Source organism: Stenotrophomonas sp. 22692 (genome assembly GCF_052045015.1).
Classification (GTDB): domain Bacteria; phylum Pseudomonadota; class Gammaproteobacteria; order Xanthomonadales; family Xanthomonadaceae; genus Stenotrophomonas; species Stenotrophomonas geniculata.
The window spans coordinates 1-15,833 of the sequence record NZ_JBQEMR010000003.1 but is presented as its reverse complement, the minus strand read 5'-3'; the positions used below and the strand labels follow the sequence as shown (position 1 = coordinate 15,833).

At 67.3% G+C, this 15,833-nt stretch carries 10 protein-coding genes; 4 read left to right on the top strand and 6 right to left on the bottom strand.

All coding sequences use genetic code 11. The features are described 5' to 3' along the window. Window positions 1–178 precede the first annotated feature (178 nt). The 3 genes from ACTJJM_RS04630 to ACTJJM_RS04620 are packed head-to-tail and all read right to left on the bottom strand — an operon-like array spanning window position 179 to window position 7,925. On the bottom strand, window positions 179–3,259 hold the full coding sequence (locus ACTJJM_RS04630) for an efflux RND transporter permease subunit (RefSeq protein WP_010484555.1): 3,081 nt from the start codon (window positions 3,257–3,259) through the stop codon (window positions 179–181). After that, window positions 3,256–6,777 carry an efflux RND transporter permease subunit gene (locus ACTJJM_RS04625; RefSeq protein WP_010484554.1) on the bottom strand — a complete coding sequence of 1,174 codons (3,522 nt, stop codon included), beginning with the start codon at window positions 6,775–6,777 and terminating at the stop codon, window positions 3,256–3,258. The genes ACTJJM_RS04630 and ACTJJM_RS04625 overlap by 4 nt, the downstream gene beginning before the upstream one ends. Further along, the gene (locus tag ACTJJM_RS04620; RefSeq protein ID WP_010484552.1) at window positions 6,774–7,925 is read right to left on the bottom strand and encodes an efflux RND transporter periplasmic adaptor subunit; all 1,152 of its coding nucleotides are present in this window, start codon (window positions 7,923–7,925) and stop codon (window positions 6,774–6,776) included. Before ACTJJM_RS04620 ends, ACTJJM_RS04625 begins: the two co-directional genes overlap by 4 nt. 212 nt (window positions 7,926–8,137) lie before the next feature. On the opposite strand from ACTJJM_RS04620, the gene ACTJJM_RS04615 reads away from it, so the two are divergent. Together ACTJJM_RS04615 and ACTJJM_RS04610 are read left to right on the top strand one after the other, a co-directional pair. Further along, complete coding sequence (locus tag ACTJJM_RS04615) at window positions 8,138–8,521, top strand: c-type cytochrome (RefSeq protein WP_053463250.1); 384 nt, start codon at window positions 8,138–8,140, stop codon at window positions 8,519–8,521. Between the two features lie 9 nt (window positions 8,522–8,530). After that, a complete protein-coding gene (locus ACTJJM_RS04610) occupies window positions 8,531–8,992 on the top strand; it encodes a c-type cytochrome (RefSeq protein ID WP_019661289.1) in 462 nt (153 codons plus the stop codon). A gap of 256 nt (window positions 8,993–9,248) precedes the next feature. Here ACTJJM_RS04610 and ACTJJM_RS04605 read toward each other — a convergent pair whose 3' ends face one another. Together ACTJJM_RS04605 and ACTJJM_RS04600 are read right to left on the bottom strand one after the other, a co-directional pair. Then, window positions 9,249–11,132, bottom strand: a complete 1,884-nt coding sequence (locus ACTJJM_RS04605) for an ATP-binding cassette domain-containing protein (protein ID WP_341926404.1) — start codon at window positions 11,130–11,132, stop codon at window positions 9,249–9,251. Window positions 11,133–11,478: 346 nt separating this feature from the next. Further along, window positions 11,479–12,354 carry a LysR family transcriptional regulator gene (locus tag ACTJJM_RS04600; RefSeq protein ID WP_049454745.1) on the bottom strand — a complete coding sequence of 292 codons (876 nt, stop codon included), beginning with the start codon at window positions 12,352–12,354 and terminating at the stop codon, window positions 11,479–11,481. Window positions 12,355–12,456: 102 nt separating this feature from the next. On the opposite strand from ACTJJM_RS04600, the gene ACTJJM_RS04595 reads away from it, so the two are divergent. Next, entirely contained in the window at window positions 12,457–13,536 is a 1,080-nt protein-coding gene (locus tag ACTJJM_RS04595) for a YeiH family protein (RefSeq protein ID WP_440865179.1), read from the top strand. Between the two features lie 85 nt (window positions 13,537–13,621). Next, a complete protein-coding gene (gene dbpA, locus ACTJJM_RS04590; RefSeq protein WP_010484543.1) occupies window positions 13,622–14,998 on the top strand; it encodes an ATP-dependent RNA helicase DbpA in 1,377 nt (458 codons plus the stop codon). A gap of 78 nt (window positions 14,999–15,076) precedes the next feature. Here the strand turns inward: dbpA and ACTJJM_RS04585 are convergent, their stop codons facing one another. Then, on the bottom strand, window positions 15,077–15,613 hold the full coding sequence (locus tag ACTJJM_RS04585; protein WP_317216486.1) for an adenine phosphoribosyltransferase: 537 nt from the start codon (window positions 15,611–15,613) through the stop codon (window positions 15,077–15,079). Window positions 15,614–15,833: the final 220 nt, after the last annotated feature.

Sequence of the window (15,833 nt, the reverse complement as noted above, 5' to 3'; positions counted from 1 at the left end):
GCCGACTCGGCGACGCGGCGACGCGGCGACGCGGCGAACAGCAGCCGAGCATGGGCTCGGCTCTACAGAGACAAACAGACGCGGCGAGCAGAAAAAAAGGGGGAGGCCGCCCCACTACGACCGGCCTCCCCCACACCACAACACGTTGTCGCGCATTACGGTCGACCAAGCTCGACCACTACACCGGGGTACCCGCCACGACCTCCAGGCCGCGCGCGCGGCGGATCAGCCGCGTCACGGCATTGCGCAGGTCATCGAGCACCGCGTAGATGGTCGGCAGGAAGAGCAGGCTGACCACGGTCGAGAACGCCAGGCCCCCGGCAATCGCGCGCGCCATCGGCGCGTACTCCGGGCCGTTGCCGAACATCTGCGTATTGGTCAGCGAGATCGGCACCATCGCCAGGATCGCCGTGCCCATGGTCATCATGATCGGGCGCAGGCGCTCGCGGGAGCCTTCAACCAGTGCCTGCGTTCGGCCCATGCCGCCGCGCCGCAGGTTGTTGATGTGTTCGATCATCACGATGCCGTTGTTCACCACCACCCCCATCAGCACAAGGATGCCGATGAAGGACATGATCCCGAACGAGGTGCCGGTGATCCAGAACAGCCAGAACACGCCGAAGATCGAGAACAGCACGCCGCTCATGATCGCCGCCGGGAACAGCAGCGACTCGAACACCGCTGCCATCACCACGTAGATCATCACCAGCGCGATCAGCAAATTGAACACCATCTGCTGCATTGCTTCGTCATCGTTGCCGTAGTCGCCGCCGTCGAAGGTGAAGCCATAGCCGGCCGGGAAGTTCATCGGCTTGAGCACCGACTCCATCGCCTTGCGGCCATCCGGCGCGGTGACCTTCTCGGCCAGGTTGGCCTTGATGGTCAGCGTGGTCTGGCGGTTGGTGCGGCCGATCTGGGTGGCCGACGAGCCGACGTCAACGGTGACCAGGCTCAGCAGCGGCACGCTGCGGCCGTCGCCGGTGCGCACGCTGAAACCGGCCAGGTCTTCCGGGCTGCTCTGCTCGGCGCCCGCGAAGCGCACCCACACCGGCACTTCATTGTCGCCGCGGCGGAACTCGCGCATCGGCGCACCGCGCAGGGCCAGGCCGACGAAGCTAGCCACCTGCTCGGCATTGAAGCCGAATGCGGCGGCGCGCTCGCGGTCGACGCGCACCTTCAGCTCACCGCCCTTCTCACCATTGTCGATGCGCACATCGCGCAGCTCGGCACGCTGGGCCAGCAGCGGCACCACTTCCTGGCCGATCTCCTGCAGCATGGAACTGGAGTCGCCGACCAGCTGCACCTGCACGCCCTGGTTGCCGCCGCCCCCCCCATCGCCGCCCTGGTTGCCGACGAAGTAGTCGGTGCGGGCTGACTTCGGCAGGCCCTTGCGCAGTTCTTCCTGCAGCGCCTTGATGTCCTTGGCGTACTTCTCGTCCAGGGTGACCACGGTGGAGCTGCCTTCCTGCTCGCTGTACCAGGAATAGACCTGCTTGACGTGCAGGCGTTCACGGTTGGCATCGATCCAGTTCTCCACCCGCGCCACTTCCTCGGACATCTGCCGGTAGGTGTAGGCGCCCTTCCACATGTAGCCGATGAAGATGTCCTTGCCGCCGTCACCACCGAACATGTCGATCTTGGTCAGCTTCATCGGCACCAGGCTGACCAGCACCACCAGCAGAATGCCGAGCAGGCTCCAGCCACGATGGTGCAGCGACCAGTCCAGCAGCCTGGCGTAGCGGCGCTGCAGGCGCGCGATCATGCCGGTCTGCGAGTGCACCAGCTTGGGCGTGGCCATGCGCGCGGACAGCATCGGGATCAGGCTGACCGCGACCAGCCACGAGGCCAGCAGCGAGACCGAGATGGTGATCGCGATCTGCGCCATGAAGATGCTGATGTTGTTGGTCTCGCCGAACAGGTTCGGCACGAACACAATGCAGTGGCACAGCGTGCCGGCGCTGAGCGCGATGGCCACGTTGCGGGTGCCGATGATCGAGGCCAGCCGCGGCTGCCCGGGCAGGCGCTCGCGCTCCTGGTAGATGCTCTCCACCACCACCACGGCGTTGTCGACCAGCATGCCGACGGCCAGCAGCAGGCCCATCATGGTCAGGATGTTCAGCGTCACCCCGACGAAGTACATGAAGCCCAGGGTGATGGTGAAGCAGATCGGGATGGCCAGGGTGACCATCAGCGTGGACGGCCAATGGCGCAGGAAGAAGAACAGCACCGTCACCGACAGGATCAGGCCGACCGCACCGGCCTCGGCCAGTTCCAGCAGCGAGGAGGTCACCGCCTTGCCCTGGTTGTCGATCACCTTGATCTGCACGTCGCGCATCGACGGCTCCGCACGGATCGATTCGACCTCGGCCAGCGCCGCGCGCGAGACTTCCACCAGGTTGGCGCTGCGTTCCTTGAAGATGTCCAGGCCGACCGCCGGGTTGCCGTCCAGGCGACGCCCGTAGTTCATCCGCGCCGGTTTCAGGCGCACGTCGGCGATGTCGCCCAGGCGCAGGCCCTTGGCGTTGATCACCAGGTCGCGCATTTCCTGCAGGTCGGTGATCTCGCCCACCGGCTGCACGCGCACGCGCTGGCCGTTGTCATCGATCTGCCCGGCGGAGATCGAGAAGTTCAGCGTGCGCAGGCGCTCGCTCAGCTCATTGATGCTCAGACCGTGCGCGTTGAGGCGGTTCGGATCGATGGCGATCTCCACCTCGTTCGGCGGCGCGCCGGTGATGTCGACGCGGGCCACGCCGGGGATGCGCTCGATGCGCCGCTTGAACTCGCGGTCGAGCATGTCATAGGCAGTGGTCAGGTCGGTGGTGCTGGCCAGCCGCACCTTCAGCACCGGCTGGTCACTGCTGGACCACTTGAACACGTTGTAGCGCTGCAGGTCATCGGGCAGGTCGCTGCGGATCGCATCGATGCGTTCGCGTGCATCGGAGGCGGCGATGGCGATGTCGCGGTCCCAGTCGCTGAACTCGATGAAGATCAGCGCCGCCTCGGAGGTGGCCGACGAGCGCATGCGCTTGATGCCGGTCATCGTCGCCAGCGATTCCTCCACCGGGCGGATGATGGTCCGCTCCACTTCCTCCGGGGTTGAACCGGTGTACGGGATCTGCACGAACAGGAACGGCGCGGAGATGTCCGGCAGCGCTTCCAGCGGCAGCCGGAACGAGGCGATCAGGCCGATCACCACCAGTGACACAAAACACATGATGGTGGTGACCGGACGGCGGATGGAGAACTCGGCAACACTCATGCCGGCTCCTCCACACCCGCCGCGCTGCCTGCTGCACCCGGCTCGATCTCACCGGCGTGCTTGCGGCCACGCTCGCGGTAGTAGGCATCACCGCGGCGATCCATCAGGTCGTACACCACCGGGATCACCAGCAGGGTGAGCAGGGTCGACACCAGCAGGCCACCGATTACGGTGATTGCCATCGGCGCACGCACTTCAGCACCCTCGCCCATCGCCACCGCCAGCGGCAGGAAGCCGAACAGCGTGCACAGCGTGGTCATGATGATCGGCCGCAGGCGCGAGCGCGCACCTTCCACCAGGGCCTCATGCTTGGCCACGCCGGCCTCGCGCAGCTGGTTGACCTTGTCGATCAGGATGATCGCGTTCTTGGTGACCAGGCCCACCAGCAGGATCAGGCCGATGAACACCACCACCGAGATGGGCTTGCCGGTCAGCATCAGTGCCAGGATCGCGCCGACCAGCGCCAGCGGGATGGTGAACAGGATCACGAACGGATGCAGCAGCGACTCGAACTGCGACGCCATCACCAGGTAGACCAGGAAGATCGCCAGGCCGAAGGCGAAGATCAGCGACTTCGCCGCCTGCGCCAGCTCTTCACCCTGGCCGCCGATGTGCAGGCCGACACCCGCGCCCAGCGGTTGCTCGGCGACCATCTGCTGCACTTCACGCATGGCCGCACCCAGATCGATGTCGCGCAGGTTGGCCGAGACCACCGCAACGCGGGTCTGGTCGGCACGATGGATCTCGCTGGGGCCAGTGGTGGCAACCACGTCGGCAACCGCGTCCAGCGTCACCGGACGGGTACTGCCGGGATTGACGATCAGGCGGCGGATGCTTTCCACACTGGCACGATCACCTTCCTGTGCACGCACCAGCACGTCGATCTTGCGGTCACGGAAGCTGTAGCGGGTGGCCACGTCACCGCGCACCTTCTTCACCACCACATCGGCGATCTGGCGGGTGGTCAGGCCCAGCGCACCCGCGCGTTCCTGGTCGAAGCGGATTTGGATTTCCGGGAAGCCCTCCTCCACCGTCGACTTCACGTCGGCGTAGTGCGCGTTGCCGCGCAGCATCGCCGCCAGGCGCTGGCCGGCCACTTCGAGCGTCGCCATGTCCTGCCCACGCAGCTCGATTTCCAGCGGCGTGGAGAAGCTGAACAGCGCCGGGCGCGCGAAGTCGACCTGTGCACCCGGATGCTGGCCCATGGTGTCACGCAGGCGCTCGGTGATCTCCGCCTCGGTGCGCGCGTTGCCGCCGCCTTCCATCACCACGGTCAGCTTGCCGATGTTCTCGCCGCTTTCGGTCGGGCTGGCATCCAGGCGGGTGCCGCTGCCACTGACACCATACAGCGAGGCCACGCCTTCACCCTTGCCATGCGCCAGCTGCAGCTCGCGTACCAGCGCATCGGTCTGCTTCAGCGGCGTGCCTGCCGGCAGCTTCACCGTCATTTCGAAGCGGTCCTGTGCCAGCTGCGGAATCAGGTCGGCACCGAGCATCGGCACCAGCGCCATGGTCGCCACGAAGATGATCGTGGCCACGCCCAGCACCTTGCCCGGGTGCGCCAGCGCGCTCGGCAGCAGTCGCAGGTAGCCGCGCTCGGCACCGGCATAGGGCTTCATCGCCAGATCGCTGGCCTTGCGCATCACTGGGCCAACCACCGCCACCACGCCACGCCACGCCCGCACGACCAGCCAGGCCAGTGCATAGAAGCTCCAGCGCGCGGTCGCCACGGCACCACGGCGACCCAGCGCCACCGGCTTCTGCCAACGGTTCTGCGGCTGCCACGGCTCGTTCGGTGCCTCTTCCGGGAACGCCAGCGGCGGCCGTCCCTTCAGCGAGCTCAGCATCGGGATCAGCGTCATCGACACCAGCAGCGAGATCGCAATGGCGATCGCCACGGTCAGTGCCTGGTCGCGGAACAGCTGGCCGGCGATGCCGTCGACGAACACCAGCGGCAGGAACACCGCGATGGTGGTCAGGGTCGAGGCGACCACCGCCATGCTCACTTCGCGGGTACCGACGATGGCCGCCTGCAGGATGCCCAGGCCACGCTCGCGGGCCTTGGCGATGCTCTCCAGCACCACGATCGAGTCGTCCACCACCAGGCCGGTGGCCAGTGCCAGACCGCCCAGCGACATCACGTTCAGGCTCAGGCCGAGCTGGCCCATGAAGAAGAACGTGGCGATGATCGAGACCGGCAGCGACAGGCTGATCACGAACGTGCTCCAGCCATCACGCAGGAACAGGAAGATGATCAGGATGGCCAGCAGCCCGCCGATCACCGCATCCTTCTTGACGTCGGCGATGGCGTGCTCGATGAAGCGCGACTGGTCCTCGATGGTGGTCATCTCGACATCGGAGGGGAACGTGCCCTTGATCTGCTCCAGGCGCTTGCGCAGCGCTTCGGCGGTGGACACGGTGTTGGCATCGCCTTCCTTGTAGATGGCCAGTTCAACCGATTCCTTGCCACCCAGGCGGATCACCGCTTCGCGTTCCTTGTAGCCCTGGCGCACGGTGGCCACATCCTTCAGGCGCACCGGCACACCGTTGGCGACCACGCTGGAACCACCGCCGGAGGACGCGCTCTGCGCCGCCGACGCCGCCGCGATCGCGGCCGCCGAACCGGTCGATGCGGCGATGTTGAACATCTGCTGCAGTGCCGAGTCGGCCGCGCTGCCATTGGCGGCCTGGGTGGTCACCAGCAGGTTGCGGATTTCCTCCAGGTCGGCGAACTGGTTGACAGTGCGCACCAGGAAGCGCTGCGAACCCTCCTCCAGGCGACCGCCGGAGATGTTGATGTTCTCGTCCTTCAGGCGCTTGATGACGGTGTCGATCGGCAGGTTCAGCTGCGCCAGCTTCTGCTGGTCGATGTCGACCTGGATCTCGTCTTCCAGGCCACCGCCGACCTTGACCGCTGCGACGCCGGTGACCGGCTCCAGCTTCTTCTTCAGGTCTTCATCGGCATAGCGGCGCAGGCCGGTCAGCTCGCGGATCGCGTCGGCATCGCTGGCCGGTGCCACCTTGTTCGACAGCACCAGGCGCATGATCGGCTCGGTGGACGGATTGAAGCGCAGCAGCACCGGGGCCTTGGCCTCCAGTGGCAGGTTCAGCGCTTCCATCTTGTCGCGCACCTCCAGGCTGGCCTGGTCCATGTTGGTGCCCCAGGCGAACTCCAGCACCACGTCGCTCTGGCCGGTGCGCGAGACCGACTTCAGCTTGCGCAGGTTCTTGACCACGCCCACCGCTTCTTCGACCGGCTGGGTGATCAGGGTTTCGATTTCGGTCGGCGCCGCACCGGTGTACTCGGTGCGCACGGTCAGCGTCGGGTAGCTCAGGTCGGGCAGCAGGTTGACCTTGAGGTTGCCCAGCGCGATCAGGCCGAACAGCAGCAGGGTGACCGTGCACATGGCGATGGTCACGCGGCGGCGGGTGGCGAATTCCACCAGGCCGCCGCGCATGCCCGCGGCGGCGCCGTCGCTCGCCGGCGAGGCACCGTGGTCGTGGCCCGGGGCGGTCATTGCTTGCTCCCGGCCTTGTCTGCCGGCTTGGCGGCCGCTGCGACCGTCTTCGCCTTTGCCTTCGGATCGGCGATCACCTGCACTGCGGTGCCGTCGCGCAGCGCGACCTTGCCGGCGGTGACCACCTGATCACCGGCCGCCAGGCCATCACGGATCTCCACCCACGGGCCCTCGGCGTAACCCAGCTTGACCGGAACGCGTGCGACCTTGCCTTCGCGCACCCGGAACACCGCCGGCTCACCGTCGTCGAGCAGCGCCAGGCGCGGCACCACCAGCGCATCGGCACGCTGGTCGTAATCGATGCGGATGCGGCCGAACATGCCGGGCTGCAGCGCATGCGCGGCGCCATCGAAGGCGCTGACCACGCGAAATGTGCCGCTGCCCGAATCCACCACCGGCGCGATGCGATCGACGGTGCCGGTGAAGCTCTGCCCCGGCAGTGCATCGGCAGCCAGTGTCACCGGCTGGCCGGCGCGCAGCGTAGCCAGCTCGCGCTCGGGCACATTGAGCGTGGCTTCCAGCCGCGAGTTGTCGACGATGCGGAAGATCGGCGTGTTGATCTGCACGAAGTTGCCGGTCTTGATCGAGCGCGAGGCGATCACGCCGGAGATCGGCGCCACCACCGTGGTGTAGGACAGTTCCAGCGTGGCCAGGCGGTACTGCGCACGGACGTTTTCCAGGTCGTAGCGCAGCTGGTCAACGCTGGCCGCACTGACCAGCTGCTGGACGACCAGCTTCTGTGCACGCTGATAGTCGTTTTCCAGCTTGCGCATCTGCGCTTCGCTCTGCGCCACGGCCAGGCGTGCGCGGTCCGGGTCCAGGCGCACCAGCGGCTGGCCAGCGGTCACCCGCTGGCCTTCCTCGACCAGCACCGCCAGCGCCACGCCGGAGGTCTTGGCGACCACCTGCGATTCGGCGCGTGGTTCCAACGCGGCGGTACCGGTGTAGCTGGCCGCGACGGCACGGTGGCTGGCCACGGCCACTTCGACCGGGACCGCGTCGACCTTCTTCTCCTCCTTGGTCTCGGCGGCCTTGGCTTCGGAATTGGGCCCTGCGGCGCAACCGCCCAGCAGCAGGGAGGTGGAGATCAGCAGTGCGGCAGCGCAGATTCCGCTGCGACGGCCGGACAGGAAGGTTGGGTGCGACATCGTCAGGTCCCTGGAGGATGCGTGGACAGGTGTGGTAGCAAAGTAATGCACCACTTCACGGCAACACCATATCCCAAAGGTCATGGTGCCTTCACGCCACCGGTCGGCCCGCCCCCCCCCCCCATTTCAGCTAGATGAAACCTGGGGCTATACTCGGGTCGTTCCGTACCCCACGCCGGAACGACCAGACCCGAATCCCCGGAAACGACACCATGCGCCCGCAGCCGCTCGCCGCTTGTCTCGCTCTGGCCGTCCTCCTGCCCCTTGGGGCCGCCGCACAGCCCGCTCCTGCTCCTGCCACACCGGCCCCGGCTCCCGCCGCTGCCCCGGCGCCCGCCGCCCCCACCGGCAACTTCGACAATGGCCGTGTCCTGGCCTACACCTGTCAGGGCTGCCACGGGATCACCGGCTACAAGAACGCCTACCCCAGCTACCGGGTGCCGAAGATCGGCGGCCAGACCCAGCAGTATCTGGCCCAGGCCCTGACCGAATACCGCCAGGGCAAGCGCCGGCATCCGACGATGCAGGCGCAGTCGATGAGTTTCAGCGAACAGGAGATCGCCGATCTCTCTGTTTACCTGTCCACCGTCAAGTAAGGCCCGCCCATGTCGAAAGCCGCGCATCCGATGCGTCACGCCATCGCCCTGTCCGTTGCCCTGCTGCTGGCGGCCTGTTCGCAGTCGCAGGTGGAAAACAGCGAGAAATCCGCCGCCGACCCGGGCCATGCCAGCGGCGAACACGGCTCTTCTTCTTCGGCCGGCCTGCCTGCAGGCCGCGAGGCCGCCGGTGAAGCCCGCGCCAAGGTGAAGGGCAAGGCCACCAACCAGAGCTGCATCGACTGCCACGGGGCTGATGGCAATGCGCCGATCGATCCGACCTATCCGAAGCTGGGTGGGCAGTACGGTGACTACCTGGCGCATGCGCTGCAGGCCTACCGCGCCGGTGACCGCCAGCACATGTTGATGACGCCACAGGCGAAGGACCTGAGTGATCAGGACATCGCCGATCTGGCGGCGTATTTCGGCAGCCGGCCGAGCCAGCTGCGGGATCTGCACGGGGTCAAATGACCGCAGGCCCCCGGTGGGTGCGGACCGTCGGTTGGTAGGTGCGGACCGTTGGTCCGCACAGATTCCGGATATCCACGCATGGTGTGGCTCTACCAGGCATCGGCGTCGGTAGGTGCGAACCGTTGGTCCGTACGGAGGTGTAACCGGCTTCGGTGGGTGCGGACCTTGGTCCGCACTGATGCCACCATCCACGCATGGCGTGGATCTATTGATTCTCGACTCGATCAATCGGCGCACTGCTGGCGCCGACCGATACTCAGCCTTCCAGCTCTTCCCAGCGCGCGTAAGCGGCATCCAGCTCGGCCTGCACCTTGGCCAGCTGCTGGGTGTGCGCCGTCACTTCAGCACTGCTGCGGGTGTAGAACGACGGGTCGTTCATCGCCGAGGTCAGGCCTTCGACATCGCCTTCCAGCTTCTCGATGGTCTTCGGCAGCTGCTCCAGTTCGCGCGCTTCCTTGTAGGCCAGCTTGCGCTTGGGTGCGGCCGGAGCTGCGGTGCCCGGGGTGGCCGATGCAGGGGCCGCCGGCTTGGCGGCAGGGGCCGCGGCAGGCGCTGCGATGCTGGCCGCATAACGCTGCCAGTCGCTGTAACCGCCCACGTATTCGCCGATCACGCCATCGCCTTCCATCACCAGCGTGGAGGTGACCACGTTGTCGATGAAGTCACGGTCATGGCTGACCAGCAGCAGGGTGCCGGTGTAATCGCCCAGCAGCTCTTCCAGCAGCTCCAGCGTTTCCACGTCCAGGTCGTTGGTCGGTTCGTCCATCACCAGCAGGTTGGACGGCTGCGCGAACAGCTTGGCCAGCAGCAGGCGGTTGCGCTCGCCACCGGACAGGCGGGTAATCGGCGCACGCGCGCGCTCCGGGGTGAACATGAAGTCCTGCAGGTAGGCATGCACGTGCTTGCGCTTGCCGTTGAACTCGAGGAAATCGCGGCCTTCGGCGACGTTCTCGATCGCGCTCCAGTCTTCGCGCAGCACCGCGCGGTACTGGTCGAAATACGCGATCTGCAGGTTGGTACCCGCATTGACCTCACCCTTGGCCGGCTGCAGTTCGCCCAGTAGCAGCTTCAACAGCGTGGTCTTGCCGCTGCCGTTGGGACCGATCAGGCCGATGCGGTCGCCGCGCATGATGGTGGTGGTGAAATCGCGGACCATGGTGCGCTCGCCGAAGGCGAACGAAATGTCCTTGACGTCGATGACCTTCTTTCCGGAACTGACGCCCTGTGCGGCTTCCATCTTGACGTTGCCGCTGAGGTCGCGGCGCTGCGAACGCTCCACGCGCATCGCCTTCAGGCGGCGCACGCGGCCTTCGTCGCGGGTGCGACGGGCCTTGATGCCCTGCCGGATCCAGACTTCTTCCTGCGCCAGCAGCTTGTCGAAGCGGGCGTTTTCCTGCGCCTGCGCATTGAGACGTTCCTCGCGGCGGCGCTCGTAGTTGGCCCAGTCGCCTGGCCAGCTGGTGACCTGGCCGCGGTCGATCTCGACGATGCGGGTGGCCAGGGCACGCAGGAAGCGACGGTCATGGGTGACGAACACCACGCTGCCGCTCCAGCCCTTCAGGAACGCTTCGAGCCAGTCGATGGCTTCGATGTCCAGGTGGTTGGTCGGTTCGTCCAGCAGCAGCACATCGGGGCTGGACACCAGCGCGCGGGCGAGCAGCACGCGGCGCTTCATGCCGCCGGACAGGCGGCCGAACTCGGCCTCGCCATCCAGGTCGAGCTTGGTCAGGGTTTCGCTGACGCGCTGGTCCAGGCCCCAGCCGTTGGCGGCATCGATCTTGGCCTGCACATTGCCGAGGGCTTCGCCATCGAACACCTCGGCATGGCTGAGGTGGTGGAATTCGGCCAGCCACTGGCCCAGTTCGCCGAGGCCATCGGCGACGACGTCGAACACCGAGCCGGCGGCGCCGTGTGGCACTTCCTGCTCCAGGCGGGTGACGCGCACGCCCTGCTGCACGCGGACTTCGCCGTCATCGGGCTTGTGGTCGCCGGACAGCAGCTTGAGCAGGGTGGATTTGCCGGCGCCGTTGCGGCCGATCAGGGCGATGCGTTCGCCCGGCTCGATCGACAGTTCGGCCTTTTCCAGCAACAACGGGCCGCCGACGCTGAAGTCGACGTTCTGCAGAGTAATCAGAGGCATCCGGATATTGTACGGGTTGGGGGCGTCGGCCGGGTTGCACCCGGCACCCGCAGAGGCAACCGCCGCAGCCAAAGCAACGTCAAAAGCTGGTTTCCTGTGGGATGGCGGGATGGGTCCGGTCGCGGGGGACGCCGTAAACCCGTCCCTGGGGGCTTGGCCGCGGCATCCATGCCGCGGACACCCCCGCAACCGGACCCATCCCGCCTTCGACAGATTTCTGCGATCTGTCGGAACGGCATTCTGCTCTGGTGGGTGGCGACCTTGGTGGACACGGTCGATCCACGCCATGCGTGGATGAGCGCTACAAGAAGTGTCGATGGATGGACTCGACTGGGGGTCTGATGGATTACTCCACCTGCCCCAGCAACGCCTGCAACCCCGGCAGCCACTGCTTGCCCGGGTGGCGCACCAGCCACAGCGTGCGCTGCAGGGGAGGCAGCGGGGTGTCCAGCACGCGCAGGTGGCCCAGCGCCAGCGGCTCTTCCAGCGCGTGGCGCGAGAGGCAGGCCAGGCCGAGGCCGGCGATCGCGGCCTGCTTGATCGCTTCGGTATTGCCCAGCTGCAGGGTCTGGGCGAAACCTCGCAGATGCGGCAGCAGGGCCTGCTCCACCGCTTCGCGGGTACCGGAACCCGGTTCGCGCAGCAGCCAGCGGGCGCGGCGCAGTTCGTCCAGCGTCCAGCGCGGCGGAGCGTCGTCGGCGGCGACGATCACCAGCGGATCCTGCTGCCAGGCGGTCACCTGCAGGCCGCGCTCGTGACACGGGCCTTCGATCAGGCCGGCGTCGACGTCCAGGCGCTGCACGGCGGCGACAACGCCGGCACTGTTGTCGATGCGCAGATCAACCTCGGCCTGTGGCGCCTGGCGCAGCAGTTCGGCGATGCGTGGCGGCAGCAGGTAATTGCCGATGGTGGTACTGGCCGCCAGCACCAGCCGCAGCGGCGCGCCCTGCGACGGGTCGCCGCCGGCGGCCAGCTGCCGCTCCAGATCGGCGGCGTTGACCAGCAAGGTACGCGCCGGCTCCAGCAGTGCGCGGCCGTGCCCGTTCAGCGCCAGGCGGCGTCCGATGCGGTCGAACAGCGGGGTGCCGAAGTGGGCTTCCAACTCCTGCAGGGCGGCACTGCTGGCTGATTGCGAAAGCGCGATGGCCTGGCCGGCGGCGGTAGTGCTGCCGTGATCGGCGATGGCGACGAAGACCTGCAGCTGGCGCAAGGTCAGGCGCATGGCACTTACCTTCTTGATGGGTAGGTTTCACCTATATTATTTGTTTTACAGGTAATCGTCTCAGGCGCACGCTTGCCCCATCTCTCCAGCGCTGCCCGTGCCATGAACGCCCCCGCCCTCTCCCCCTGGTCCCTGCCCGCCCTGCGCCAACGCTGGCAGCCGCGCCTGCCCGGCCTGCTGCTGGTCGGCCTGATCGCAGCGGCGTCGCTGTACCTGGCCGAGCTGCCGTGGCTGCAGGCACACGGCCTGAGTGCGCTGACCGTGGCCATCGTCGCCGGCATCGTGATCGGCAACACCCTCTACCCGCGGCTGGCGCCGAGCAGCGCGGCCGGTGTCGGCTTTTCCAAGCACTGGCTGCTGCGCGCCGGCATCGTGCTGTACGGCCTGCGCCTGACCTTCCAGGACATCGGCCACGTCGGCGTCAGCGGCGTGCTGATGGACGTGCTGGTGGTCGCCAGCACCTTCGGCCTGGCCTGCTGGCTGGGTGTGCGCGTGTTCAAGATGGAGCGCGAGGCAGCGATGCTGATCGGTGCTGGCAGCGCGATCTGCGGCGCGGCAGCGGTGATGGCCGCCGAACCCGTGGTGCGTGGCCGCGCGGCACAGGTCACGGTGGCCGTGTCGACGGTGGTGGTGTTCGGCACGCTGGCGATGTTCCTCTACCCGGCGCTGTATGCCCTGGTGCAGTCGCACGGCTGGCTGGCGATGGATGCGCGGCAGTACGGCCTTTTCTCCGGTGCGACGGTGCATGAAGTGGCACAGGTGGTGGCGGCAGGCCGTGCGGTCAATGAAGCGGCGGCTGATACGGCGGTGATCACCAAGATGGTGCGGGTGATGCTGCTGGCGCCGTTCCTGGTTGCGCTGTCGCTGTGGCTGGCGCGTGGCGGCAAGGCCAGCGCCGACGGCAGCAAGGCGCGCATCGTGGTGCCGTGGTTCGCCTTCGGTTTCGTGGCGGTGGCCGGTTTCAACTCGCTGCATCTGCTGCCGGCTGGCCTGCAGGCCGGGCTGGTGCAGCTGGATACCGTGCTGCTGGCGATGGCGATGGCCGCGCTGGGCCTGACCACCCACGTCTCGGCGCTGCGCCAGGCCGGCCTGAAGCCGCTGCTGCTGGCGCTGATCCTGTTCGCCTGGCTGCTGTTCGGGGGGCTGGCGATTCATCAGGGCGTGTTGGCGGTGCTGGGCTGATCAAGAGCGTGCCGACCAAGGTCGGCGCCCACATGGATGAAGGCCCTGTGGCAGGGAGCGGCCGCGCGGACGGGTACAATGCGCCATGACTGACTTCTCGACCCTGCCGCTGAGCCCGGCCCTGCAGCCCGGCCTGGATGCCCTCGGCTACACCACCCTCACCCCCGTGCAGGCGCAGAGCCTGCCGGCCATTCTGGATGGCCGCGATGTGATCGCACAGGCGCCGACCGGCAGCGGCAAGACCGCCGCCTTCGGCCTGGGCCTGCTGCAGGCCATCGACCCCAGCCTGATCCGCGTGCAGGCGCTGGTGCTGTGCCCGACCCGCGAACTGGCCGACCAAGTCGGCAAGCAGATCCGCAAACTGGCCACCGGCATTCCCAACCTGAAGCTGTTGCTGCTGGTGGGCGGCGTGCCGCTGGGCCCTCAGCTGGCGTCGCTGGAAGGCCATGACCCGCATGTGGTGGTCGGCACACCCGGCCGCGTGCAGGAGCTGGCACGCAAGCGCGCGCTGAATCTGGGCGCGGTGCGCACGCTGGTGCTGGACGAAGCCGACCGCATGCTCGATATGGGCTTCGAGGAGCCGATCCGCGAGATCGCCGGCCGCACCCACAAGGACCGCCAGAGCCTGCTGTTCTCCGCCACCTTCCCCGACAGCATCCGCGCCATGGCGCGTGACCTGCTGCGCGACGCGGTGGAAGTGACCGTGGAAGGCGCCGATCAGGCGCCGGCCATCCGCCACCTGTTCTGCGAGGTGGAACCGGCGCACCGCCAGAAGGCGCTGGCGGGCCTGCTGCTGAAGTACACGCCGGAATCAGCGGTAGTGTTCTGCAACACCCGCAAGGACGTGGACGAGGTTGCGAATTCCCTGCAGCAGTTCGGCTTCTCCGCGCTCGCCCTGCATGGCGACATGGAGCAGCGCGACCGCGAGGAAGTGCTGTTGCTGCTGGCCAACCGCAGCTGCAACGTGCTGGTGGCCAGCGACGTGGCCGCACGTGGCCTGGACGTGGAAGAGCTGGCGGCGGTGATCAACTACGAGCTGCCGACCGACGTGGAGAGCTACCAGCATCGCGTGGGCCGTACCGGCCGTGCCGGTGCCAGCGGCCTGGCGATCAGCCTGGTGGCCGGCCGTGAGAAGACCCGCGCCGAAGCCATCGAAGCGCAGATGGGGCAGCCGTTGGACTGGCAGAAGACGCCGCTGGCGACCTCGCGCCCGGCCGAATTGCCGCAGGCCGCGATGCGCACCCTGCGCATTGATGGTGGCAAGACCGACAAGCTGCGCCCGGGCGACATCCTTGGCGCGCTGACCGGTGATGCCGGCCTGTCAGCCAAGTTCATCGGGAAGATCGCGATCTTCCCGACCCGCTCCTACGTGGCGATCGCCCGAGAGCAGGCCAACAAGGCCGTGGCCAGGCTGGAAGCCGGCAAGATCAAGGGCCGTCGCTTCCGCGTGCGGATGATGTGATTGGCAAGGTAGTCGCCGGGCATGGCCCGGCACTCCATGCATGCCGTGTGTAGCGGCGGGCCACGCCCGGCGACAGACTCAGAACACCAGTTCGGTGTGCAGCGGCAAATCCGATTCCCAGCGCGCACGACCGCCGAGGCCATCGAGCTCGACCAGCACGCCGGCACCGACCACGTCCACACCCAGGCGGCGCACCAGCGACAACGCGGCGACCAGCGTGCCGCCCGTGGCCAGCACGTCGTCGATGATCGCCACGCGGGCACCGGCCGGCAGGGCATCGGCGTGCACTTCGATGCAGTCGCTGCGGTATTCCAGCGTGTATTCCTCGCGCAGCACCTGACCCGGCAGCTTGCCCGGCTTGCGCACCGGCACGAAGCCCACGCCCAGTTCCAGCGCCATGGCGGCACCGAGGATGAAACCACGCGATTCGATACCGATCACCGCGTCCAGCTTCTGGTCGCGCCAACGGCCGGCCATCGCGGTGATGGCACCGCGGAAGTCCTCGCCATGGGCGAGCAGCGGCATGATGTCCTTGAAGAGGATGCCGGGCTTGGGGAAGTCGGCGATGTCGCGCAGGCGGGAGGCCCACTGCGGAGCGACGAGGGCGTCGGTCATGTCACGTTGGTTGTCTGATGGCGGCATAGGGTACCTGTTCCGGGCGCCGGCTGCCTGTTGGGGGTGTCGGCCGGGCTGCGCCCGGCACCTGCAGAGGCTTCAAGCAACGGCAACGGCAACAGCAGAAGCGGGTTTCCTGTGGGATGGCGGGGTGGGTCCGGTTGCGGGGGCCGCTGCAAGTACGTCCATGTAAGCTCGGTCGCCGCATCCATGCGGCTCA

What these genes read in the sequence shown, in the direction of transcription:
- ACTJJM_RS04595 (WP_440865179.1), top strand. Translation starts at nt 12,457, where the DNA reads ATGAACGCCCCCGCCCTCTCCCCCTGGTCCCTGCCCGCCCTGCGCCAA.
- ACTJJM_RS04605 (WP_341926404.1), bottom strand. Translation starts at nt 11,132, where the DNA reads ATGCCTCTGATTACTCTGCAGAACGTCGACTTCAGCGTCGGCGGCCCG.
- ACTJJM_RS04610 (WP_019661289.1), top strand. Translation starts at nt 8,531, where the DNA reads ATGTCGAAAGCCGCGCATCCGATGCGTCACGCCATCGCCCTGTCCGTT.
- ACTJJM_RS04620 (WP_010484552.1), bottom strand. Translation starts at nt 7,925, where the DNA reads ATGTCGCACCCAACCTTCCTGTCCGGCCGTCGCAGCGGAATCTGCGCT.
- dbpA (WP_010484543.1), top strand. Translation starts at nt 13,622, where the DNA reads ATGACTGACTTCTCGACCCTGCCGCTGAGCCCGGCCCTGCAGCCCGGC.
- ACTJJM_RS04585 (WP_317216486.1), bottom strand. Translation starts at nt 15,613, where the DNA reads ATGACCGACGCCCTCGTCGCTCCGCAGTGGGCCTCCCGCCTGCGCGAC.
- ACTJJM_RS04615 (WP_053463250.1), top strand. Translation starts at nt 8,138, where the DNA reads ATGCGCCCGCAGCCGCTCGCCGCTTGTCTCGCTCTGGCCGTCCTCCTG.
- ACTJJM_RS04625 (WP_010484554.1), bottom strand. Translation starts at nt 6,777, where the DNA reads ATGACCGCCCCGGGCCACGACCACGGTGCCTCGCCGGCGAGCGACGGC.
- ACTJJM_RS04600 (WP_049454745.1), bottom strand. Translation starts at nt 12,354, where the DNA reads ATGCGCCTGACCTTGCGCCAGCTGCAGGTCTTCGTCGCCATCGCCGAT.
- ACTJJM_RS04630 (WP_010484555.1), bottom strand. Translation starts at nt 3,259, where the DNA reads ATGAGTGTTGCCGAGTTCTCCATCCGCCGTCCGGTCACCACCATCATG.